This is a genomic window from Kitasatospora sp. NPDC043949 (assembly GCF_056435365.1).
In genome coordinates this window covers 111,203-128,537 of the sequence record NZ_JBWKEQ010000020.1, presented here as the reverse complement: position 1 = coordinate 128,537, position 17,335 = coordinate 111,203, and the positions used below count along the sequence as shown (strand labels likewise).

Genomic DNA, 17,335 nt, shown 5'->3' with positions numbered 1-17,335 from the left:
GGCGGAGGGGGGGGAGAGCGAGAGGAGAGAGAAAAAGAAGAAAACAAAAGGGGGCACCCCCCCCCCCCCCCCCCCCCCCCCCTCGTCGTCATCGAAGCCCGGAACCCCGGAGCCCGTACGGAACTCGGAGCTCCGTACCGGGTCAGTCCTGCGGCGTGTAGTACGAGACCAGCGCGGCCGCGCCCGGCTCGACGCCCTTCCACGAGCCGCTGAAGCTGAGCACCGCGATCGCCGCCGTCGGGAAGCCGCCGAGCCGCAGCCGCTCCAGCGCGTCCCGGTCGCCCGCGTCCCCGGCCAGCACCTGGGTCAGGCCCAGCACGCCGGGGTTGTGCCCGACCAGCACCACGTCCGCGTACTCCTCCGGGGTCTCCTGGAGGACGGCGATGATCTCGCCGGGGCTGGCCTCGTAGATGCGGTCCTCGTACACGGTCTTGCGGGCCCGCTTCGGCAGCTCGTGCGCCGCCAGCTTCCACGTCTCGCGGGTGCGCAGCGCGGTGGAGCAGAGCACGTACTCGGGGTTGATGCCGGAGTCGACCAGCCAGCGGCCGGCGTCCGGGGCCTGGTGACGGCCCCGGTCGGCCAGCGGCCGCTCGTGGTCGTCCACGCCGTTGGGCCAGTCGGCCTTGGCATGGCGGAGAACGATGATCCTGCGGGACGTGTCGGCGCTCATACCCAGCAAGCTTGGCAGAAAAGCCGCTCCGGGGCGCGGTGCTCCCGGATGCCGCCACTCGCAGGGGTGGCGGGTGTCATCATCCGCCGTTCGTCCGGCCTTCCGATAAACGGGGGTGGCCGGTGAACGGCGGTGCTACGCGGGGGGGGGATGGACCGGATCAGCCTATGGCGGCGGCGACGGAGGCGATGATCGCCACCAGCACCACGATGCCGGCGATCGCCAGGGCGATCTGGCCGAGCTGCTTGCGGCCGTCGGTCGGGTTGGGATCGAGAACGGGCATGTCCGGGATTCTTCCACCCCGAACACGCCCGTCGGTCACCGACCCCTCGGGGTTGGCCGTCCCTTGGTCAGGCCTTGACCTGCGCCACGGGGTGGACCGCCTCGTCCTCGATGTGCCGGGCCATCGCGGCCCGCAGGCCGAACAGCATCTGCGGCACCAGCAGCAGCGCCAGGAAGCCCAGCGGGCCGTACCACTCGCCGGTCATCTGGTAGATCCGGCCGATCAGGATCGGGCCGGGGATGGAGATCAGGTAGCCGACACCCTGGGCGAAGGCGGAGAGCTGGGCGACCCCGCCGGCGGTGCGGGCGCGCAGCCCGATCATCGTCAGCACCAGCGGGAAGGCGCAGTTGGACAGGCCCACCAGGACCGCCCAGAGCCACGACGCGCCGGCCGGGGCCAGCGCCAGCCCGGCGTACCCGGCGATGCCGCAGGCGGCCAGCACGACGACGAACAGCCGCTGGTCGCCGCGGCGGGCGGCCAGGTTGGGCAGCACGAAGGAGACCGGCACGCCGATCACCATGGTCACCGCGAGCAGCACCCCGGAGGTGCCCTTGTCGACGCCGGCGTCCTGGAAGATCTTCGGCAGCCAGCCCATCACCACGTAGGCGCCGGTGGCCTGGAGGCCGAAGAAGCAGGCCATCGCCCAGGCCGTCCGGCTGCGGGTGATCGGCAGCCTGGCGGCGGCCGCCCCGCCCGCGCGCTCGCCGCGCTCGCGCTTGGTCAGCAGCACCGGGAGCCAGAGCAGCAGGGCCAGCGCGGCGAGACCGGCCCAGACGCCCAGGCCGTAGCGCCAGTCGCCGCCGAGCGCGCTGGTCATCGGCACGGTGACGGCGGCGGCCAGCGCGGTGCCGGCCGACAGCGCCATCGAGTACAGGCCGATCATCGGACCGACCTTGTCCGGGAAGTAGCGCTTGATCACCACCGGGATCAGCACGTTGGAGACCGCCACACCGGCCAGCGCGAGCGCCGTCAGCAGCAGGAACACCGCGGTGCCGCCGGCGAAGGAGCGGGAGAGCACGCCCAGGGTGATCGCGCCCATGCCGGCGGTGATCACGGCGATCGGGCCGATCCGCCGGGCCATCGAGGGCGCGGCGAAGCCGAACAGGCCGAAGCAGAGCGACGGGACGGCGGTGAGCAGCCCGGCGAGCGTCGGGTTCATCCCGAGGTCGGCGCGGACCTGGTCGAGCAGCGGCCCGAGGCTGGTGACCACGGGGCGCAGGTTGAAGGCGGCGGCGGCGATCGCGATGGCGAACAGCCAGCCCAGGTACTTGCCGGAGGAGGGCGTGGAGGGCCGCTCGGTCTGCGGCCGGGCCTCGGTTCGTGGGGAGGCGGTGGTGTCTGCTGCGGGAGGCATGGGCACCATCATAGAATGATGGGATGAATTGGCGCACCTTCGAATTGGCATGATGTGCCGACCCGCTCCCCCACCGGACGCCGGCCCTCCCACCCGCCGGCCCCGTCCATCGAACCGTAGCCGCAAGGAGTACCCGTGGCGCTGTCCTCGCCGAGGCGCACCCCGCTGTCCGACCAGGTGATCGCGCAGCTGCGCGCCCAGATCACCTCCGGAGAGTGGCCCGTCGGCTCACGCATCCCCACCGAGGCCGCACTCGTCGAACAGCTCGGCGTCGCCCGCAACACCGTCCGCGAGGCCGTCCGCGCCCTCGCCCACAACGGGCTGCTCGACATCCGCCAGGGCTCCGGCACCTACGTGCTCGCCACCAGCGAGCTGGCCGGGGTCATGCACCGCCGCTTCGCCGACGCCGACCAGGCGCAGGTCGCCGAGCTGCGGGCCGCCCTGGAGACCTCTGCGGCCGGCCTCGCCGCGGCCCGCCGCACCGACCGCGACCTCGGCCTGCTGGACGCCGCGCTGGGCCGCCGCGAGAGCGCCTGGCACTCCGGCGACGCCGAGGACTTCATCCAGGCCGACGCCGCGTTCCACCAGGCCGTCGTCGCCGCCGCCCACAACGACGTGCTGGCCGCCGTCTACGCCGACCTCGGCGAGGTCACCCGCGCCCACCTGCGGCACGACGTCGGCCCCGAGCTGATCGCCGAGCGCTACATCGGCCACGCCACCATCCTCGACGCCATCCGGGCCGGCGACGCCCAGCGCGCCTCCGTCGAGGCCGGCCGCGCCATCGGCGCGTGCACCCCCGCCGACGCCTGAGGCGCCCCCGAACGCCCTGGAACGCCGCTGCCCGGCACCCCCCACGAGGGTGCCGGGCAGCGGTGTGCGGCGAAGCGGTCAGGCGCCGATGGCGTGCAGCCCGCCGTCGACGTGGATGATCTCGCCGGTGGTCTTCGGGAACCAGTCCGAGAGCAGCGCGACGATGCCGCGGCCGGCCGGCTCCGGGTCGGTCAGGTCCCACTTCAGCGGGGAACGGTGGTTCCAGGTGTCCGCGAGGTCGCCGAAGCCCGGGATGGACTTGGCGGCCATCGAGCCGAGCGGGCCGGCCGAGATCAGGTTGCAGCGGATGTCCCGCTCGCCCAGGTAGCGCGCCAGGTAGCGGTTGGTCGACTCCAGGGCGGCCTTGGCCGGGCCCATCCAGTCGTACTGCGGCCAGGCGAACTGCGCGTCGAAGGTGAGGCCGACGACCGAGCCGCCGTCCTGCATCAGCGGCAGCAGCGCCATGGTCAGCGACTTCAGCGAGAAGGCCGAGACGTTCATCGCGGTGGCCACGGACTCCCACGGGGTGTCCAGGAAGTTGCCGCCCAGGGCGTCCTGCGGGGCGAAGCCGATCGAGTGGACGATGCCGTCCAGGGTCGGCAGGTGCTCGCGGACCGTGTCGGCGATGCCCGCCAGCTCCTCCTCGCTGGAGACGTCCAGCGGCAGCACGGTGACCGGCTTCGGCAGCTTCTTGGCGATCCGCTCGGTCAGGCTCGGGCGCGGGAACGCGGTGAGGATGATCTCCGCACCCTGCTCCTGGGCCAGCTTGGCGGCGTGGAAGGCGATGGAGGACTCCATCAGCACACCCGTGATCAGGATGCGCTTGCCCTCAAGGATTCCAGTCATGCTCAGTGACCCATGCCCAATCCGCCGTCGACGGGAATGACGGCTCCGGTGATGTACGCGGCCTCGTCCGAACCGAGGAACCGCACGGTGGACGCGACCTCGGCGGGCGACGCGTAGCGGCCCAGCGGCACGCCCGAGACGATCTCCGCGCGGCGCTCGTCGCTGAGCACAGCGGTCATGTCGGTGTCGACGAAGCCGGGGGCGACCACGTTGACGGTGATGTTGCGCGGGCCCAGCTCACGCGCCAGCGACCGGGCGAAGCCGACCAGGCCCGCCTTGGACGCGGCGTAGTTCGACTGGCCCGGCGAACCGGACAGGCCCACCACGGACGAGATCAGCACGACGCGGCCCTTGCGGGCCCGCATCATCAGCTTCGAGGCGCGCTTGACCACCCGGAAGGCGCCGGTCAGGTTGGTGTCCAGGACGGAGGTGAAGTCCTCCTCGGACATGCGCAGCAGCAGGGTGTCGTTGGTGATGCCCGCGTTGGCGACCAGCACCTGGACCGCGCCGTGCTTCTCCTCGATCTCGGTGAAGGCGGCGTCGACCTGCGCGGCGTCCGTGATGTCGCAGCGCACCGCGAGGACGTCGTACTTCTCCAGGGCCTCGGGCACCTCGCCCGAGCGGCTGGTGATGGCGACCTTGTCACCCGCCTCGGCGAAGGCCTGGGCGATCGCGAGGCCGATGCCCCGGTTTCCTCCGGTGACGAGAACCGAGCGGCTCAACGATCCACCTCTCTCCGTGTGTGCGGACGTACGTCGGAACGCGTATGCAGTGTGACGCTATCGGGCGGTCGGCGGTGTCGGCGCATCGGGCTCCCACAGCGCCGCACCGGAGGAACTGTCGCAATCCGACAATCCGTACCCGCAGCGCCCCGCACCTGCTCAGCCGCCCTGGCCGAACCACCGCCGGAGCCGAGCCGACGCCGCCGTACGGGAACAACACGGCCCCGCGCACCCGTTGCCCCCGTGGTGCGGGCCGACCCGGGACCGGCCGTACCGATCCCCGAAGGGTCCCGCGAGGAACGAAGGCAGGGCGCATGACCAAGGCACGGCCCAGGAGCACCCACCGAAACGGACGGCTGCTGGCCCTGACCGCCCTCGCGGCCGGCCTGGGAGCGGCCGCCTGGTCGCTGCGCGACCTGCCGGCGGCGTTCGGCCGACGGCCGGACGGCGAGCACGAGGAGCGGGTGCGCGACTCGCCGCAGTACCGCGACGGCGTCTTCCACAACGCCCCCTCCACCCTGGCCCGGGCCACCACCGCCCCGGACATCGACCGCGGCACCATCCGCCGGATGCTGTTCGACCGCGAGGGCCGCGTCCCCGCCCACCCCGTGCCGACCGTCCGCCCCGCCGGCGGCCCCGGCCCGGCCGCCGAGGGCGTGGCGATCACCTGGTACGGGCACGCCTCCGCGCTGGTGGAGATCGAGGGCTCCCGGGTGCTGCTCGACCCGATCTGGAGCGAGCGCTGCTCCCCCGCCGCGCACGTCGGCCCCAAGCGGCTGCACCCGGTGCCGGTGGAACTGGAGGAGCTGCCGCAGGTCGACGCCGTGCTGATCTCGCACGACCACTACGACCACCTGGACATGGCGACGGTCAAGCGCCTGGTGCGCAGCCAGTCCGCGCCGTTCGCGGTGCCGCTGGGCATCGGCGGCCACCTGCGCCGCTGGGGCGTCCCGGAGCACCGCATCATCGAACTGGACTGGGACGAGACCTGCACCCTCGGCGACCTGGTGCTCACCCTCACCTCGGCGCACCACTTCTCCGGCCGCGGCCTGACCCGCAACACCACCCTGTGGGGCTCCTGGGTGATCGCCGGCCCCGACCGCAAGGTCTTCTACACCGGTGACTCCGGCTACTTCGAGGGCTACGCCCGGATCGGCGACCGCCACGGCCCCTTCGACGCCGCGCTGGTGCAGATCGGCGCCTACGACGCCGCCTGGGCCGACATCCACATGACCCCCGAGGACGCCGTGCGCGCCCACCGCGACCTCCAGGCGGGCCTGCTGGTGCCGGTGCACTGGTGCACCTTCAACCTGGGCCTGCACCCGTGGGCCGAGCCGATCGAGCGACTGCTGGTCGAGGCCAAGGCGCAGGCCGTCCCGCTGGCCGTGCCGCGCCCCGGCGAGCGGGTCGACGTGGACAACCCGCCGGAGCTGGACGGCTGGTGGGAGATCGTCGGCTGACCGACCGGCCACCACGGCGGCGCACCGGCCGAAATGCGCTGGCCGAAACCCCCTGGACCGGCCATGATGCGGTGCGGGCGCCCCTGTGCGGCGCCGCACCGCCACCCTCCGCGACCAGGGAGCACGATTGCCTCCGATCCCTCCGGCCGACAGCGTCGGCGCCCCGCACGGGCGCGCCGTCGACCCGCTGTTCCTCGCCTTCCCGCTGCGCACCCTCGCCGACGCCGCCCTCACCCGGGCGCGCGAACTCGGCGCCGCCCACGCCGACTTCCGTCTGGAGCGGGTCCGCAGCGCCTCCTGGCGGCTGCGCGACGCCCGCCCGGCCGGCACCTCCGACAGCGTGCAACTCGGCTTCGCCGTCCGGGTGCTGCTGGACGGCGCCTGGGGCTTCGCCGCCGGGGTGGACCTCACCACCGACGCGGCGGCGCGGGTCGCCGAGCAGGCCGTCGCGGTGGCCCGCCTGTCCGGCGGGATCAGCCGGGCCGCCGGCTCCGCCGAGCGGGTCGAGCTGGCCGACGAGCCGGTGTACCGGGACGTCACCTGGGTCTCCTCGTACGAGGTGAACCCCTTCGAGGTGCCGGACGCGGAGAAGACCGCGCTGCTCGCCGAGTGGAGTTCGCGGCTGCTGGCCGCCGAGGGCGTCTCGCACGTCCAGGCGAGCCTGCTGACCGTCCAGGAGAACAAGTTCTACGCGGACACCGCGGGCACCGTCACCACCCAGCAGCGGATCCGGCTGCACCCCACGCTGGAGGCCACCTCGGTGGACGAGCGCACCGGGGCCTTCGACTCGATGCGCACGCTGGCCCCGCCGGTCGGGCGCGGCTTCGAGTACCTCACGGGGGTCCGGGGGCCGTCCCCCGACGGCCGGGGCCTGCCCGCAACGGGCTGGGACTGGGACGCCGAACTCGCCGAACTGCCCACCCTGCTGGCCGAGAAGATGAAGGCGCCGAGCGTCCGGGCCGGCCGCTACGACCTGGTCATCGACCCGTCCAACCTCTGGCTGACCATCCACGAGTCGATCGGCCACGCCACCGAGCTGGACCGCGCCCTCGGCTACGAGGCCGCCTACGCCGGCACCTCCTTCGCCACCTTCGACCAGCTCGGCTCGCTCAGGTACGGCTCCGAGCTGATGCACGTCACCGGCGACCGCACCGCCGAGCACGGCCTGTCCACGATCGGCTACGACGACGAGGGCGTCGCCACCCAGTCCTGGGACCTGGTCAAGGACGGCACCCTGGTCGGGTACCAACTCGACCGCGGCATGGCCGAGCTGAAGGGCTTCGAGCGTTCCAACGGCTGTGCCTTCGCGGACTCCCCGGCGCACGTGCCGGTGCAGCGGATGGCCAACGTCTCGCTCCAGCCCGCCGCCGACGGCCCGGACACCGAGGGCCTGTTCGCCGGGGTGGAGAACGGCCTGTACATCGTCGGCGACCGCTCCTGGTCGATCGACATGCAGCGCTACAACTTCCAGTTCACCGGCCAGCGCGCCTACGCCATCAGGAACGGCGAACTCGCCGGCCAGGTCAAGGACTTCGCCTACCAGGCGACCACCACCGACTTCTGGGGCTCGATGACGGCGGTCGGCGGCCCGCAGACCTACGTCCTCGGCGGCGCCTTCAACTGCGGCAAGGCGCAGCCCGGCCAGATCGCGGCGGTCAGCCACGGCTGCCCGTCGGCGCTGTTCCGCAACGTCAACGTGCTCAACACCCAGCAGGAGGCGGGTCACTGATGACCGCGATGCAGCCCCACGAACTGGTCGAGCTGGCACTCGGCCTCGCCCGCGCCGACGGCTGCGTGGTGATCGCCGACGAGGAGTCCACCGCCAACCTGCGCTGGGCCGGCAACTCGCTGACCACCAACGGCGTCACCCGCGGCCGCCGCCTCACCGTGATCGCCACCGTGGCCGGGGCCGACGGCACCGCCTCCGGCGTGGTCTCCCGCGAGGCCGTCACCCCGGACGAGGTGGAGGGCCTGGTCCGCGCCGCCGAGGAGGCCGCCCGCGCGGCCGGCCCGGCCGAGGACGCCCAGCCGCTGGTGGCCGACCGGCCGTCCTCCCCGGACTTCACCCGGCCGCCCGCCGAGACCTCGATCGCGGTGTTCGACGCCTTCGGCCCGGCCCTCGGCGAGGCCTTCGCCCGGGCCGCCGCGCAGGGCGAACTGCTGTACGGCTTCGCCCGGCACGAGGTGGTCAGCAGCTACCTGGGCACCTCCACCGGCCTGCGGCTGCGCCACGACCAGCCGACCGGCATGGTCGAGATCAACGCCAAGACCGCCGACCTGTCCGGCTCCGCCTGGGCCGGCGCCGCCACCCGGGACTTCTCCGACGTGGACGTCACCGCCCTGCACACCGAGCTGACCAAGCGCCTCGGCTGGGGCGCCCGCAAGGTGGACCTGCCCGCCGGCCGGTACGAGACGCTGCTGCCGCCCTCGGCCGTCGCCGACCTGATGCTCTGCCTCGCCTGGTCCGCCGTCGGCCGCGACGCCCACGAGGGCCGCACCGTCTTCTCCAAGCCCGGCGGCGGCACCCGGATCGGCGACAAGCTCGCCGGGCTGCCGCTCACGCTGCGCACGGACCCGGCCGAACCCGGCCTGGAGTCGGCGCCGTTCGTCCTCGCGCACTCGACCGGCGGGGACATCTCGGTCTTCGACAACGGCCTGCCGATCGACGCCACCGAGTGGATCCGCGAGGGCGTGCTGACCGACCTGGTCACCAGCCGCCACTCCGCCGGGCTCACCGGCCTGCCGCTGCGCCCGTTCGGCGACAACCTGGTGCTGGAGACGGCCGACCAGGACAGCGCGCCGACCTTGGACGAGATGATCGCCCGCACCGAGCGCGGCCTGCTGCTCACCTGCCTCTGGTACATCCGCGAGGTGGACCCGGCGACGATGCTGCTCACCGGCCTGACCCGGGACGGCGTCTACCTGGTCGAGAACGGCGAAGTCGTCGGCGCGGTCAACAACTTCCGGTTCAACGAGTCCCCGGTGGACCTGCTGGACCGGATCACCGAGGCGGGCCGCACCGAGCGCTGCCTGCCCCGCGAGTGGAGCGACTACTTCACCCGCACCGCGATGCCACCCGTGCGTGTCGCGGACTTCAACATGAGTTCGGTCAGCCAGGCCTCATAGCCACTGACCAACGGGGGGATACGAGAGACATGATGGACGAGAAGCGGCTGGTCAAGACGAGCAAGATGCTGTCGCGCATCCTGCGGCACGAGCCGGAGCGGGTGGGCGTCACGCTGGACGAGTCCGGCTGGATCCGGATCGACGTGCTCCTCACCGCCCTCGCGGCCAAGGGCAACCGGCTGACCAGGGCCGATCTGGACCACGTGGTGGCGACCAACAACAAGCGCCGCTTCGGCTACTCCGCGGACGGTCTCTCGATCCGCGCCAACCAGGGCCACACGGTGGCGGTCGACCTCGGCCTGGCCGCCACCGTGCCGCCACCGGTGCTCTACCACGGCACCGCCGACCGCCACCTGGCGTCGATCTTCCGGGAGGGCCTGCGCCCGATGGCCAGGCAGGACGTCCACCTGTCCGCGGACACCGAGACCGCGGTGCGGGTCGGCGCCCGGCACGGCCGCCCGGTGGTGCTCACCGTGAACGCGGCCGCGATGGCGGCGGCCGGCCACGAGTTCCGGATCAGCGACAACGGCGTCTGGCTCACCGACGCCGTCCCGCCGCAGTTCCTCTCCCGGCGGTCGTGAGGCCCCTCGCCCCGCCGTTCCGACTACCCGTTCCGATCGGCCGTCCCGATCGGCCGGACAGTCCCCTCGCACACCCGACCGGGTGGGTCCGCCCCACCCGGTCTCGTCGTCCCCGCTGCCCAGGCGTACCGTGAGGAGGCCGCGCGGCGAGTCGCGCGGGAGCGTGGACGAGGGCGGTAGGACATGGGCAAGAGCGCCGACGGTGGGCAGGTCCACCGGATCACGGGAGCGCGGAGCAGCCTCACCGAGGACGTCCGCGGGCGGCAGCGCCGCTACGTGGTCTCGATGCTGCTCCGGACGGTCTGCGTGCTGCTCGCCGTGGTGCTGTGGGACGTCCAGCGGTGGCTGGCGTTCGCGGCGCTGGCCGGCGCCGTACTGCTGCCGTACTTCGCCGTCCTGATCGCCAACGCGGGCCGGGAGCGGGCGCCGGGGCTGCCGAGCACCTTCGACATCCCGCTGGACACCCCGCTGATGCTCGGTCCCGGTGGGACGGGTGGGAGGGGTGGGGCGGACGGGCCCCCCGGTACAGGAGGGGCAAAGCCCGCTGCCACCGATCCTTCACAGGGCCCGAACTGACCGTCCGTTTCGAGACGTTTCGAGAAAATCCGGCTCGAAGAAAGCTCAGAAGAAGCTCAGATTAATCATGCAAGACCTCCCCATCCGAGGCCCCTGGCGTGACATACTGCGTACGCGCTCCGCATCCCCCGTCGGAGCGACGGACCGACGCCGGGCGGCTCCCCCCGTGGCTGCCCGGCGTCGCCATGCCCGGATCCGGGCGGGCTCCCTCCGGGCCGCGCGGAGCGCGTGAAACACTGGCGGTGCAGACCACCCGCCTAGCGCTGAGGACGGCCCGATGGACACCCCGCAGACGCCGATCTGCTCCGCCAAGGGCTGCCGGGCGGACGCCCGTTGGGTGCTGGTGTGGAACAACCCCAAGCTGCACACCCCGGACCGCCGCAAGACCTGGCTCGCCTGCGACGAGCACCGCGAGCACCTGTCCCAGTTCCTCGGCGTGCGCGGCTTCCTCAAGGAGGTCGTCGCCTTCGCCGACTGGACCCCGGAGACGTCCTAGCCGTCCGGGTCGTCCGAGTCGGCCGAGTCGCCCTGACCTCGCGGGACCCGCTAGCCGCCGATCGCCGACATCGGCCGCTCGGGCTGGTGGAACTCCGGGTCGTCGATCCCGGCCCCGGCCTTCTTGCCCCACATCGCCGCCCGCCACAGCGCGCCCAGCTCGGCGTCGTCCGCGCCCGAGCGCAGGGCGGTGCGCAGGTCGGTCTCCCCGGTCGCGAACAGGCAGTTGCGCACCTGCCCGTCGGCGGTCAGCCGGGTCCGGTCGCAGGCCCGGCAGAACGGGCGGGTGACGGAGGCGATCACGCCGACCCGGGCCGGGCCGCCGTCCACCAGCCAGCGTTCGGCGGGCGCCGCGCCCCGGCGGGCGGACGGCTCCGGGGTGAGCGTGAACCGCGCACCGAGCAGGTCGAGGATCTCCTCGGCGGTGACCATCGCGGAGCGGTCCCAGCCGTGCTGGGCGTCCAGCGGCATCTGCTCGATGAAGCGCAGCTCGTAGCCGTGCTCCAGGCACCAGGCCAGCAGGTCGGGAGCCTCGTGGCCGTTGACCCCGCGCATCAGCACCGCGTTCAGCTTGACCGGCGTCAGTCCGGCGGCCTCGGCGGCGGCCAGCCCGGCCAGCACGTCCTGGTGGCGGTGGCGGCGGGTGAGGGTGTGGAACACCTCGGGGTCGAGGGTGTCCAGCGAGACGTTGACCCGGTCGAGCCCGGCCTCGCGCAGCGCCGTCGCGGTACGGGCCAGCCCGATGCCGTTGGTGGTGAGGGACAGCTCGGGGCGCGGCTCCAGCTCCGAGCAGGCGGCGACGATGGCGACCAGGCCGGGGCGCAGCAGCGGCTCGCCGCCGGTGAAGCGGACCTCCCGGACGCCCAGGTCGCGCACCGCGAGGGTGACCAGCCGAACGATCTCCTCGTCGGTCAGCAGCTCGGGCTTGGCCAGCCAGCGCAGGCCCTCTTCCGGCATGCAGTAGGTGCAACGGAGGTTGCACCGGTCGGTCAGAGATACCCGCAGGTCGACGGCCTGGCGTCCGAAGGTGTCGAGCAGCACGTGCGTCCCTTCCCGAGAATGCGGCCGGCCCGGCCACCGTCAAGGCGGGCCGGGCCAGCATAGTCATCGCCGGTCGGTGAGTGGGCGCCCGGTCAGTGGGCGCCCAGCCCGGTCAGCGCCCGGACCTCCAGTTCAGCGTACTTCGCCGGGTCGGGTCGGTCCTTGGAGAGCAGGGTGGCGATCCACCCGGCCAGGAAGCCGATCGGGATGGAGACCAGGCCCGGGTTCTCCAGCGGGAACCAATGGAAGTCGGTGTCCGGGAACAGCGAGGTCTTCGCGCCGGAGACCACCGGGGAGAAGACCACCAGCACGACCGAGCTGATCAGGCCGGCGTAGACCGAGCTGACCGCGCCGGAGGTGGTGAAGCGCTTCCAGAACAGCGAGTAGAGCAGGGTGGGCAGGTTCGCCGAGGCGGCCACCGCGAAGGCCAGGGCGACCAGGGCGGCGGTGTTGAGCTTGCCCGCGAAGAGGCTGAGCACGATGGCCACCGCGCCGATCGCGACGGCGGCCCACTTCGCCGAGAGCACCTCCTGCTTCTCGGTGGCCTTGCCGCGCCGGATCACGTTGGCGTACAGGTCGTGTGCGAAGGAGGCGGAGGACGCCAGGGTGAGTCCGGCGACCACGGCCAGGATGGTGGCGAAGGCGACGGCGGAGATCACCGCGAGCAGGATCGCGCCGCCGGTGGTGCCGGAGCCTCCGCCGAGCACCTCGGCCAGCTGCGGGGCCGCCGTGTTGCCGGAGGCGTTGGCCGCCTTGATCGCCTTGGGGCCGACCAGCGCCGCCGCGCCGAAGCCGAGCGCCAGGGTCATCAGGTAGAAGACGCCGATGATGCCGATCGCCCAGAGCACCGACTTCCGGGCCGCCTTGGCGGTGGGCACGGTGTAGAAGCGGACCAGGATGTGCGGCAGGCCGGCGGTGCCGAGCACCAGCGCGATCCCGAGGCTGATGAAGTCGAGTTTGCTGGTGTCGCTGGCCCCGTACTTCAGCCCCGGTTCGAGGAAGGCCGCGCCCTTGCCGCTCGCACTGGCGGCGGCGCCGAGCAGTTCCGAGGGGTTGAAGTGGTACTTGGCGAGCACCAGGACGGTCATCAGCGCGGTGCCGGCGATCAGCAGCACGGCCTTGACGATCTGCACCCAGGTGGTGCCCTTCATGCCCCCTATCACCACGTAGACGACCATCAGCGCGCCGACCGCGACGATGGTCCAGCGCTTGGCGGCGTCCCCGTTGACCCCCAGTAGCAGGGCGACCAGCGTCCCGGCGCCGACCATCTGGGCGAGCAGGTAGAAGATCGACACCACGATGGTGGAGACGCCCGCCGCGGTGCGCACCGGGCGCTGGCGCATCCGGAACGCGAGGACGTCCGCCATGGTGAAGCGGCCGGAGTTGCGCAGCGGTTCGGCGATCAGCAGCAGCGCGACCAGCCAGGCGACCAGGAAGCCGATCGAGTAGAGGAAGCCGTCGTAGCCGGAGAGCGCGATGGCGCCGGCGATGCCGAGGAAGGACGCGGCGGACATGTAGTCGCCGGAGATGGCCAGGCCGTTCTGGAATCCGGTGAAGCCGCGGCCACCGGCGTAGAAGTCGGCCGCGTCCTTGGTCTGCCGCCCGGCCCAGACGGTGATCGCGAGGGTGGCCAGCACGAACAGCCCGAAGAGGGTCATCGTGATGCCGCGGTGCTCCGTGGCGGAGCTGGCGAGCAGGCTCATTCGGCGGACTCCCGGGGAGCGTGGACGACGGCGCCGTGGGCCTCGCGGATCGCGGCGGCGGTCGGGTCGATCCGCCGGTCGGCGTAGCGGGCGTACCAGGCGGCGATGGCGAAGGTGGTGACGAACTGCAGCAGCCCCAGCACCAGGGCCACGTTGATGTGCCCGACGACCTTGGCACCCATCAGGCCGGGCGCGTAGCAGGAGAGCAGCACGTAGAGCAGGTACCAGAGCACGAAGCCGATGGTGACCGGGAAGGCGAAGCTCCGGAACGAGCGCCTCAGGGTACGGAACTCCTCGCTCTCATCGATGAGTTGGACTTCCGTAGGGGTAGTGGTGATCGGCGGCGAATCCACTCTGTCTCTCCTCACTCCTTCGGCGTAGCGGTCGCACACGGGGAACGATCGGACGTGAGGGGCGTCACAATCCGTGTGCGCGCCGCGCAATGCTAGGAGCGTCGCGCCCGCCCCGAAAGGGGTTGACCGCGATCAGCCAGTCGTTCACCCTCTCGCACTATCCAATTGGCCGAAAACCACCACTCACGCCACTTCACAACACCGCCGCCACATGCCGAAGGGGCGGCACCGTCCAGCAGTACCGCCCCTTCTGACGCATCGTCAGAAGGCGATCCGGACCTTCAGCGCCGAGCGGTCGTCCATTGCCCGGTAGCCGTCCGGGACACCGTCCAGGCCCACCGTGCGGTCGAACACCAGACCGGGCTCGATGGCCCCGGAGAGGACGTCCGGCAGCAGGTCGGGGATGTAGGCACGGGCCGGGGCGACGCCGCCATTGAGCGAAACGTTTCGGCCGAACATCTGACCGATGTCGACGCCCGCACTGCCGCCGTGCGGAACGCCGACGTAGCCCACCGCGCCGCCGTCCCGGGCGATCGAGACGGCCGTGCGCATCGACTCCTCGGTCCCGACGGCCTCCAGGACAGCGTGCGCGCCCTGGCCGCCGGTCAGCTCCTTGACCGCCTCGATCGCGGCCTCGCCGCGCTCGGCCACCACGTCGGTCGCGCCGAAGCGCCGGGCCAGGTCGGTGCGGGCGGTGTGCCGGCCCAGCGCGATGATGCGGTCCGCGCCCAGCCGGTGCGCCGCCAGCACGCCGCACAGGCCCACCGCGCCGTCGCCGACCACGGCGACCGTCACGCCCGGGCGCACCCGGGCCGACACGGCGGCATGGTGCCCGGTGGCCATCACGTCGGACAGCGCCAGCAGCCCCGGCAGCAGCTTCTCGTCGCCCGCGGCCTCCTTCGGCAGCTTCACCAGCGTGCCGTCCGCGAACGGCACCCGCACCGCCTCGCCCTGGCCGCCGTCGGAGCCGACCTGGCCCCAGAACCCGCCGTGCGGGCAGGAGGTCTGCAGGCCCTCCCGGCAGAAGTCGCAGCTGCCGTCCGACCAGACGAACGGCGCCACCACCAGGTCGCCCGGCGCGAAGCCGCGCACCTCGGCGCCCGCCTCCTCGACCACGCCCAGGAACTCGTGCCCGATCCGCTGCCCGGCCACCCGCTGGGCCACCCCGCGGTACGCCCACAGGTCGCTGCCGCAGATGCAGGCGTTCACCACCCGCACCACGACGTCCGTCGGGTGCTGGATCACCGGGTCCGGGACCTCTTCGATCCGGATGTCATTGGGGCCGTGGATCACGGTGGCGCGCATGGGAGTTCGTCCTTACGGAGTCGGCCGTCGGGGGGTGTCGACAGCCGGTGGATGGCGTCGACCGGATAGGCGACGCCTATGCGGAATACTCTATTCCGGTCGCTCGGCCGGAACATTTCGACCGGACACGGGCCCGGCGGCGCTTATCCTGTTGGACCATGCAACCGATCCAGCCCGAGACGTACGGCGCGCCGCGGACCGTCCCGGTCCCCGCCCAGCGCACCGCCGCCCCCGCCGAGGGCTTCGCGGTGGTCGACGTCGAGACCACCGGCCTCGGCCGCTCGGACCGCGTCATCTCGGCGGGCGTCTACCAGCTGGACCCGGACGGCGAGGTCACCGACCACTGGTACACCCTGGTCAACCCCCAGCGGGACCCGGGGCCGGTCTGGATCCACGGCCTCACGGCGGAGCTGCTCTCGGGCGCCCCGACCTTCCCGCAGATCGCCGACGAGTTCGCCGACCGGCTGAACGGCCGGGTCCTGGTCGCCCACAACGCGCTCTTCGACTGGAACATGATCTCGCGCGAGTTCTCCCGGGCCGGCCTGCGCGCCCCGGTCGAGCAGCGGATCTGCACCATGGTGCTCTCCCGCGACCTACGGCTGCCGCTGCCCAACGGCAAGCTGTCCTCGCTCGCCGCCCACTTCGGCGTCCGCCAGCAGCACGCGCACAACGCCCTGGACGACGCCCGGGTGCTCGCCGAGGCGTTCCGCCCCAGCCTGCACCTGGCGCGCCAGGGCGGCGTCCCGCTGCCGGTGCAGGCCTGCGTGGCGGTCACCGACCTCGGCGAGGACGAGCCCGCCACGCCCGGCCGCGCCTCCTGGACCGGCGCCGCCTACCGCCAGGCCAAGAAGCGCCCGCCCTGCCCGTACCCCAACCCCGGACGCTGGGAGGACGGCAAGCCGCTGGTGCAGGGCATGCGGGTGGCCTTCACCGGCGACACCGCCACCGACCGGGAGCTGCTGGAGGACCGCGCCGCCGAGGCCGGCCTGCACATCGCCACCTCGGTGAGCCGGCTCACCAGCCTGCTGGTCACCAACGAGCCGAACAGCTGGAGCGGCAAGGCCCGCCGGGCCCGCGAGGTCGGCACGCCGGTGGTCGGCGAGGACGCCTTCCTCCAACTGCTCCGCGAAGTCGCGCCGCACCCCGGTGCGTGAGCCGGATGTGAGGTCGGCGTACCGTGCCCATGTGTACCGTTTTCTGCTGACCCGCCAGTGGCTGATCACCATGCTGATCGCGCTGCTGCTGATCCCCGCGACGATCGAGCTGGGCTTCTGGCAGCTGCACCGCCACGAGGCGCGGGTGGCCCGGAACGACCTGATCGGCAAGGCCCTCACCGTCGCCCCGGTGCCGTTCGACACGGTGTCGTCGACCCCCGGCTTCACGGTGCCCAAGGACCTCATCTGGCATCCGGTGACGGCCACCGGGCAGTACGACACGGCGCACGAGTTCGTCGTCCGCAAGCGGACCGACTCCAGCGGGGACACGATCGGCTACTTCGTCATCACCCCGCTCAAGCTCTCCGACGGCAGGGGCAGCATCCTGGTCAACCGCGGCTGGGTGGCCGGCGACGGCGGCGCCACCGCCTACCCGACGGTCCCGGCCGCCCCGACCGGCGAGGTCTCCCTCACCGGTCGGATGCGCGCCGACGAGACCACGGGCAGCAGCGGTATCAAGGACCGCGCCGGCCTGCCCGACCGGCAGTTCAACCTGATCAACACCGAGCAGCAGGCCAAGGAGACCGGCGTCACCACCGTGCTCGGCGGCTACCTGGAGCTCACCGCCACCAACCCGGCCCCCGCCGACCAGCCCGAGCTGATCCCCGAACCCAACCACTCCGACATCGGCCCGCACATGGCGTACGCGATCCAGTGGTGGCTGTTCACCGCGATGATCCCGGTCGGGGTCGGGGTGCTGGCCCGCCGCGAGGCCAAGGACCGGGCCAAGCAGGCCGCCGAGGCCGAGGTGCCGGTCGAGGCCGTACCGGCGGCCTGAGGCCCCGGCCCGGAAGGA

At 72.5% G+C, this 17,335-nt stretch carries 18 protein-coding genes; 9 read left to right on the top strand and 9 right to left on the bottom strand.

The features are described from left to right. Positions 1 to 142 precede the first annotated feature (142 nt). The 3 genes from AC07AL_RS18830 to AC07AL_RS18820 form a co-directional block, all read right to left on the bottom strand. A complete protein-coding gene (locus AC07AL_RS18830; RefSeq protein ID WP_063349631.1) occupies positions 143 to 670 on the bottom strand; it encodes a SixA phosphatase family protein in 528 nt (175 codons plus the stop codon). Between the two features lie 160 nt (positions 671 to 830). After that, positions 831 to 953 carry an SGM_5486 family transporter-associated protein gene (locus tag AC07AL_RS18825; protein WP_279634939.1) on the bottom strand — a complete coding sequence of 41 codons (123 nt, stop codon included), beginning with the start codon at positions 951 to 953 and terminating at the stop codon, positions 831 to 833. A gap of 67 nt (positions 954 to 1,020) precedes the next feature. Then, positions 1,021 to 2,307 (bottom strand): CynX/NimT family MFS transporter, encoded by a 1,287-nt coding sequence (locus AC07AL_RS18820; protein WP_363580661.1) that lies wholly within the window; start codon positions 2,305 to 2,307, stop codon positions 1,021 to 1,023. Positions 2,308 to 2,442: 135 nt separating this feature from the next. Here AC07AL_RS18820 and AC07AL_RS18815 point away from each other — a divergent pair, with 135 nt between their 5' ends. Then, positions 2,443 to 3,117: a FadR/GntR family transcriptional regulator gene (locus tag AC07AL_RS18815; RefSeq protein ID WP_350887659.1), complete on the top strand. Its 675-nt coding sequence runs from the start codon at positions 2,443 to 2,445 to the stop codon at positions 3,115 to 3,117. 78 nt (positions 3,118 to 3,195) lie between these two features. Here the strand turns inward: AC07AL_RS18815 and fabI are convergent, their stop codons facing one another. Together fabI and fabG are read right to left on the bottom strand one after the other, a co-directional pair. Further along, positions 3,196 to 3,963 carry an enoyl-ACP reductase FabI gene (gene fabI / locus AC07AL_RS18810; protein WP_063349628.1) on the bottom strand — a complete coding sequence of 256 codons (768 nt, stop codon included), beginning with the start codon at positions 3,961 to 3,963 and terminating at the stop codon, positions 3,196 to 3,198. A 2-nt stretch (positions 3,964 to 3,965) separates the two neighbouring features. Next, entirely contained in the window at positions 3,966 to 4,685 is a 720-nt protein-coding gene (gene fabG, locus AC07AL_RS18805) for a 3-oxoacyl-[acyl-carrier-protein] reductase (protein ID WP_350887665.1), read from the bottom strand. A gap of 314 nt (positions 4,686 to 4,999) precedes the next feature. On the opposite strand from fabG, the gene AC07AL_RS18800 reads away from it, so the two are divergent. The 6 genes from AC07AL_RS18800 to AC07AL_RS18775 all read left to right on the top strand — a co-directional run bounded on the left by AC07AL_RS18800 (position 5,000) and on the right by AC07AL_RS18775 (position 10,924). Beyond that, on the top strand, positions 5,000 to 6,145 hold the full coding sequence (locus tag AC07AL_RS18800; RefSeq protein WP_363580659.1) for an MBL fold metallo-hydrolase: 1,146 nt from the start codon (positions 5,000 to 5,002) through the stop codon (positions 6,143 to 6,145). Between the two features lie 127 nt (positions 6,146 to 6,272). Then, positions 6,273 to 7,874 (top strand): TldD/PmbA family protein, encoded by a 1,602-nt coding sequence (locus AC07AL_RS18795; protein ID WP_363580657.1) that lies wholly within the window; start codon positions 6,273 to 6,275, stop codon positions 7,872 to 7,874. After that, on the top strand, positions 7,874 to 9,271 hold the full coding sequence (locus tag AC07AL_RS18790; protein WP_363580655.1) for a metallopeptidase TldD-related protein: 1,398 nt from the start codon (positions 7,874 to 7,876) through the stop codon (positions 9,269 to 9,271). The genes AC07AL_RS18795 and AC07AL_RS18790 overlap by 1 nt, the downstream gene beginning before the upstream one ends. Positions 9,272 to 9,303: 32 nt before the next feature. Beyond that, positions 9,304 to 9,852 carry an RNA 2'-phosphotransferase gene (locus tag AC07AL_RS18785; protein ID WP_063351459.1) on the top strand — a complete coding sequence of 183 codons (549 nt, stop codon included), beginning with the start codon at positions 9,304 to 9,306 and terminating at the stop codon, positions 9,850 to 9,852. Between the two features lie 183 nt (positions 9,853 to 10,035). Next, positions 10,036 to 10,428, top strand: a complete 393-nt coding sequence (locus AC07AL_RS18780; RefSeq protein WP_363580653.1) for a DUF3099 domain-containing protein — start codon at positions 10,036 to 10,038, stop codon at positions 10,426 to 10,428. Between the two features lie 277 nt (positions 10,429 to 10,705). Next, a complete protein-coding gene (locus AC07AL_RS18775; RefSeq protein WP_363580651.1) occupies positions 10,706 to 10,924 on the top strand; it encodes a hypothetical protein in 219 nt (72 codons plus the stop codon). Between the two features lie 50 nt (positions 10,925 to 10,974). Here AC07AL_RS18775 and moaA read toward each other — a convergent pair whose 3' ends face one another. The 4 genes from moaA to AC07AL_RS18755 form a co-directional block, all read right to left on the bottom strand. After that, positions 10,975 to 11,964 carry a GTP 3',8-cyclase MoaA gene (moaA, locus tag AC07AL_RS18770; RefSeq protein ID WP_363580649.1) on the bottom strand — a complete coding sequence of 330 codons (990 nt, stop codon included), beginning with the start codon at positions 11,962 to 11,964 and terminating at the stop codon, positions 10,975 to 10,977. Between the two features lie 92 nt (positions 11,965 to 12,056). Continuing rightward, on the bottom strand, positions 12,057 to 13,667 hold the full coding sequence (locus tag AC07AL_RS18765; RefSeq protein ID WP_350880245.1) for a solute symporter family protein: 1,611 nt from the start codon (positions 13,665 to 13,667) through the stop codon (positions 12,057 to 12,059). Next, positions 13,664 to 14,020 (bottom strand): DUF485 domain-containing protein, encoded by a 357-nt coding sequence (locus tag AC07AL_RS18760; protein ID WP_063349620.1) that lies wholly within the window; start codon positions 14,018 to 14,020, stop codon positions 13,664 to 13,666. Before AC07AL_RS18760 ends, AC07AL_RS18765 begins: the two co-directional genes overlap by 4 nt. A 261-nt stretch (positions 14,021 to 14,281) precedes the next feature. After that, positions 14,282 to 15,325, bottom strand: coding sequence for a zinc-dependent alcohol dehydrogenase family protein (locus AC07AL_RS18755; RefSeq protein ID WP_363580647.1), 1,044 nt, complete (start codon positions 15,323 to 15,325; stop codon positions 14,282 to 14,284). A gap of 158 nt (positions 15,326 to 15,483) precedes the next feature. Between AC07AL_RS18755 and AC07AL_RS18750 the strand changes: the two genes are divergently transcribed. Both AC07AL_RS18750 and AC07AL_RS18745 read left to right on the top strand, forming a co-directional pair. Then, on the top strand, positions 15,484 to 16,479 hold the full coding sequence (locus tag AC07AL_RS18750) for a DEDDh family exonuclease (RefSeq protein ID WP_363580645.1): 996 nt from the start codon (positions 15,484 to 15,486) through the stop codon (positions 16,477 to 16,479). Positions 16,480 to 16,510: 31 nt separating this feature from the next. Next, positions 16,511 to 17,317 carry an SURF1 family cytochrome oxidase biogenesis protein gene (locus AC07AL_RS18745; RefSeq protein ID WP_363580643.1) on the top strand — a complete coding sequence of 269 codons (807 nt, stop codon included), beginning with the start codon at positions 16,511 to 16,513 and terminating at the stop codon, positions 17,315 to 17,317. Positions 17,318 to 17,335: the final 18 nt, after the last annotated feature.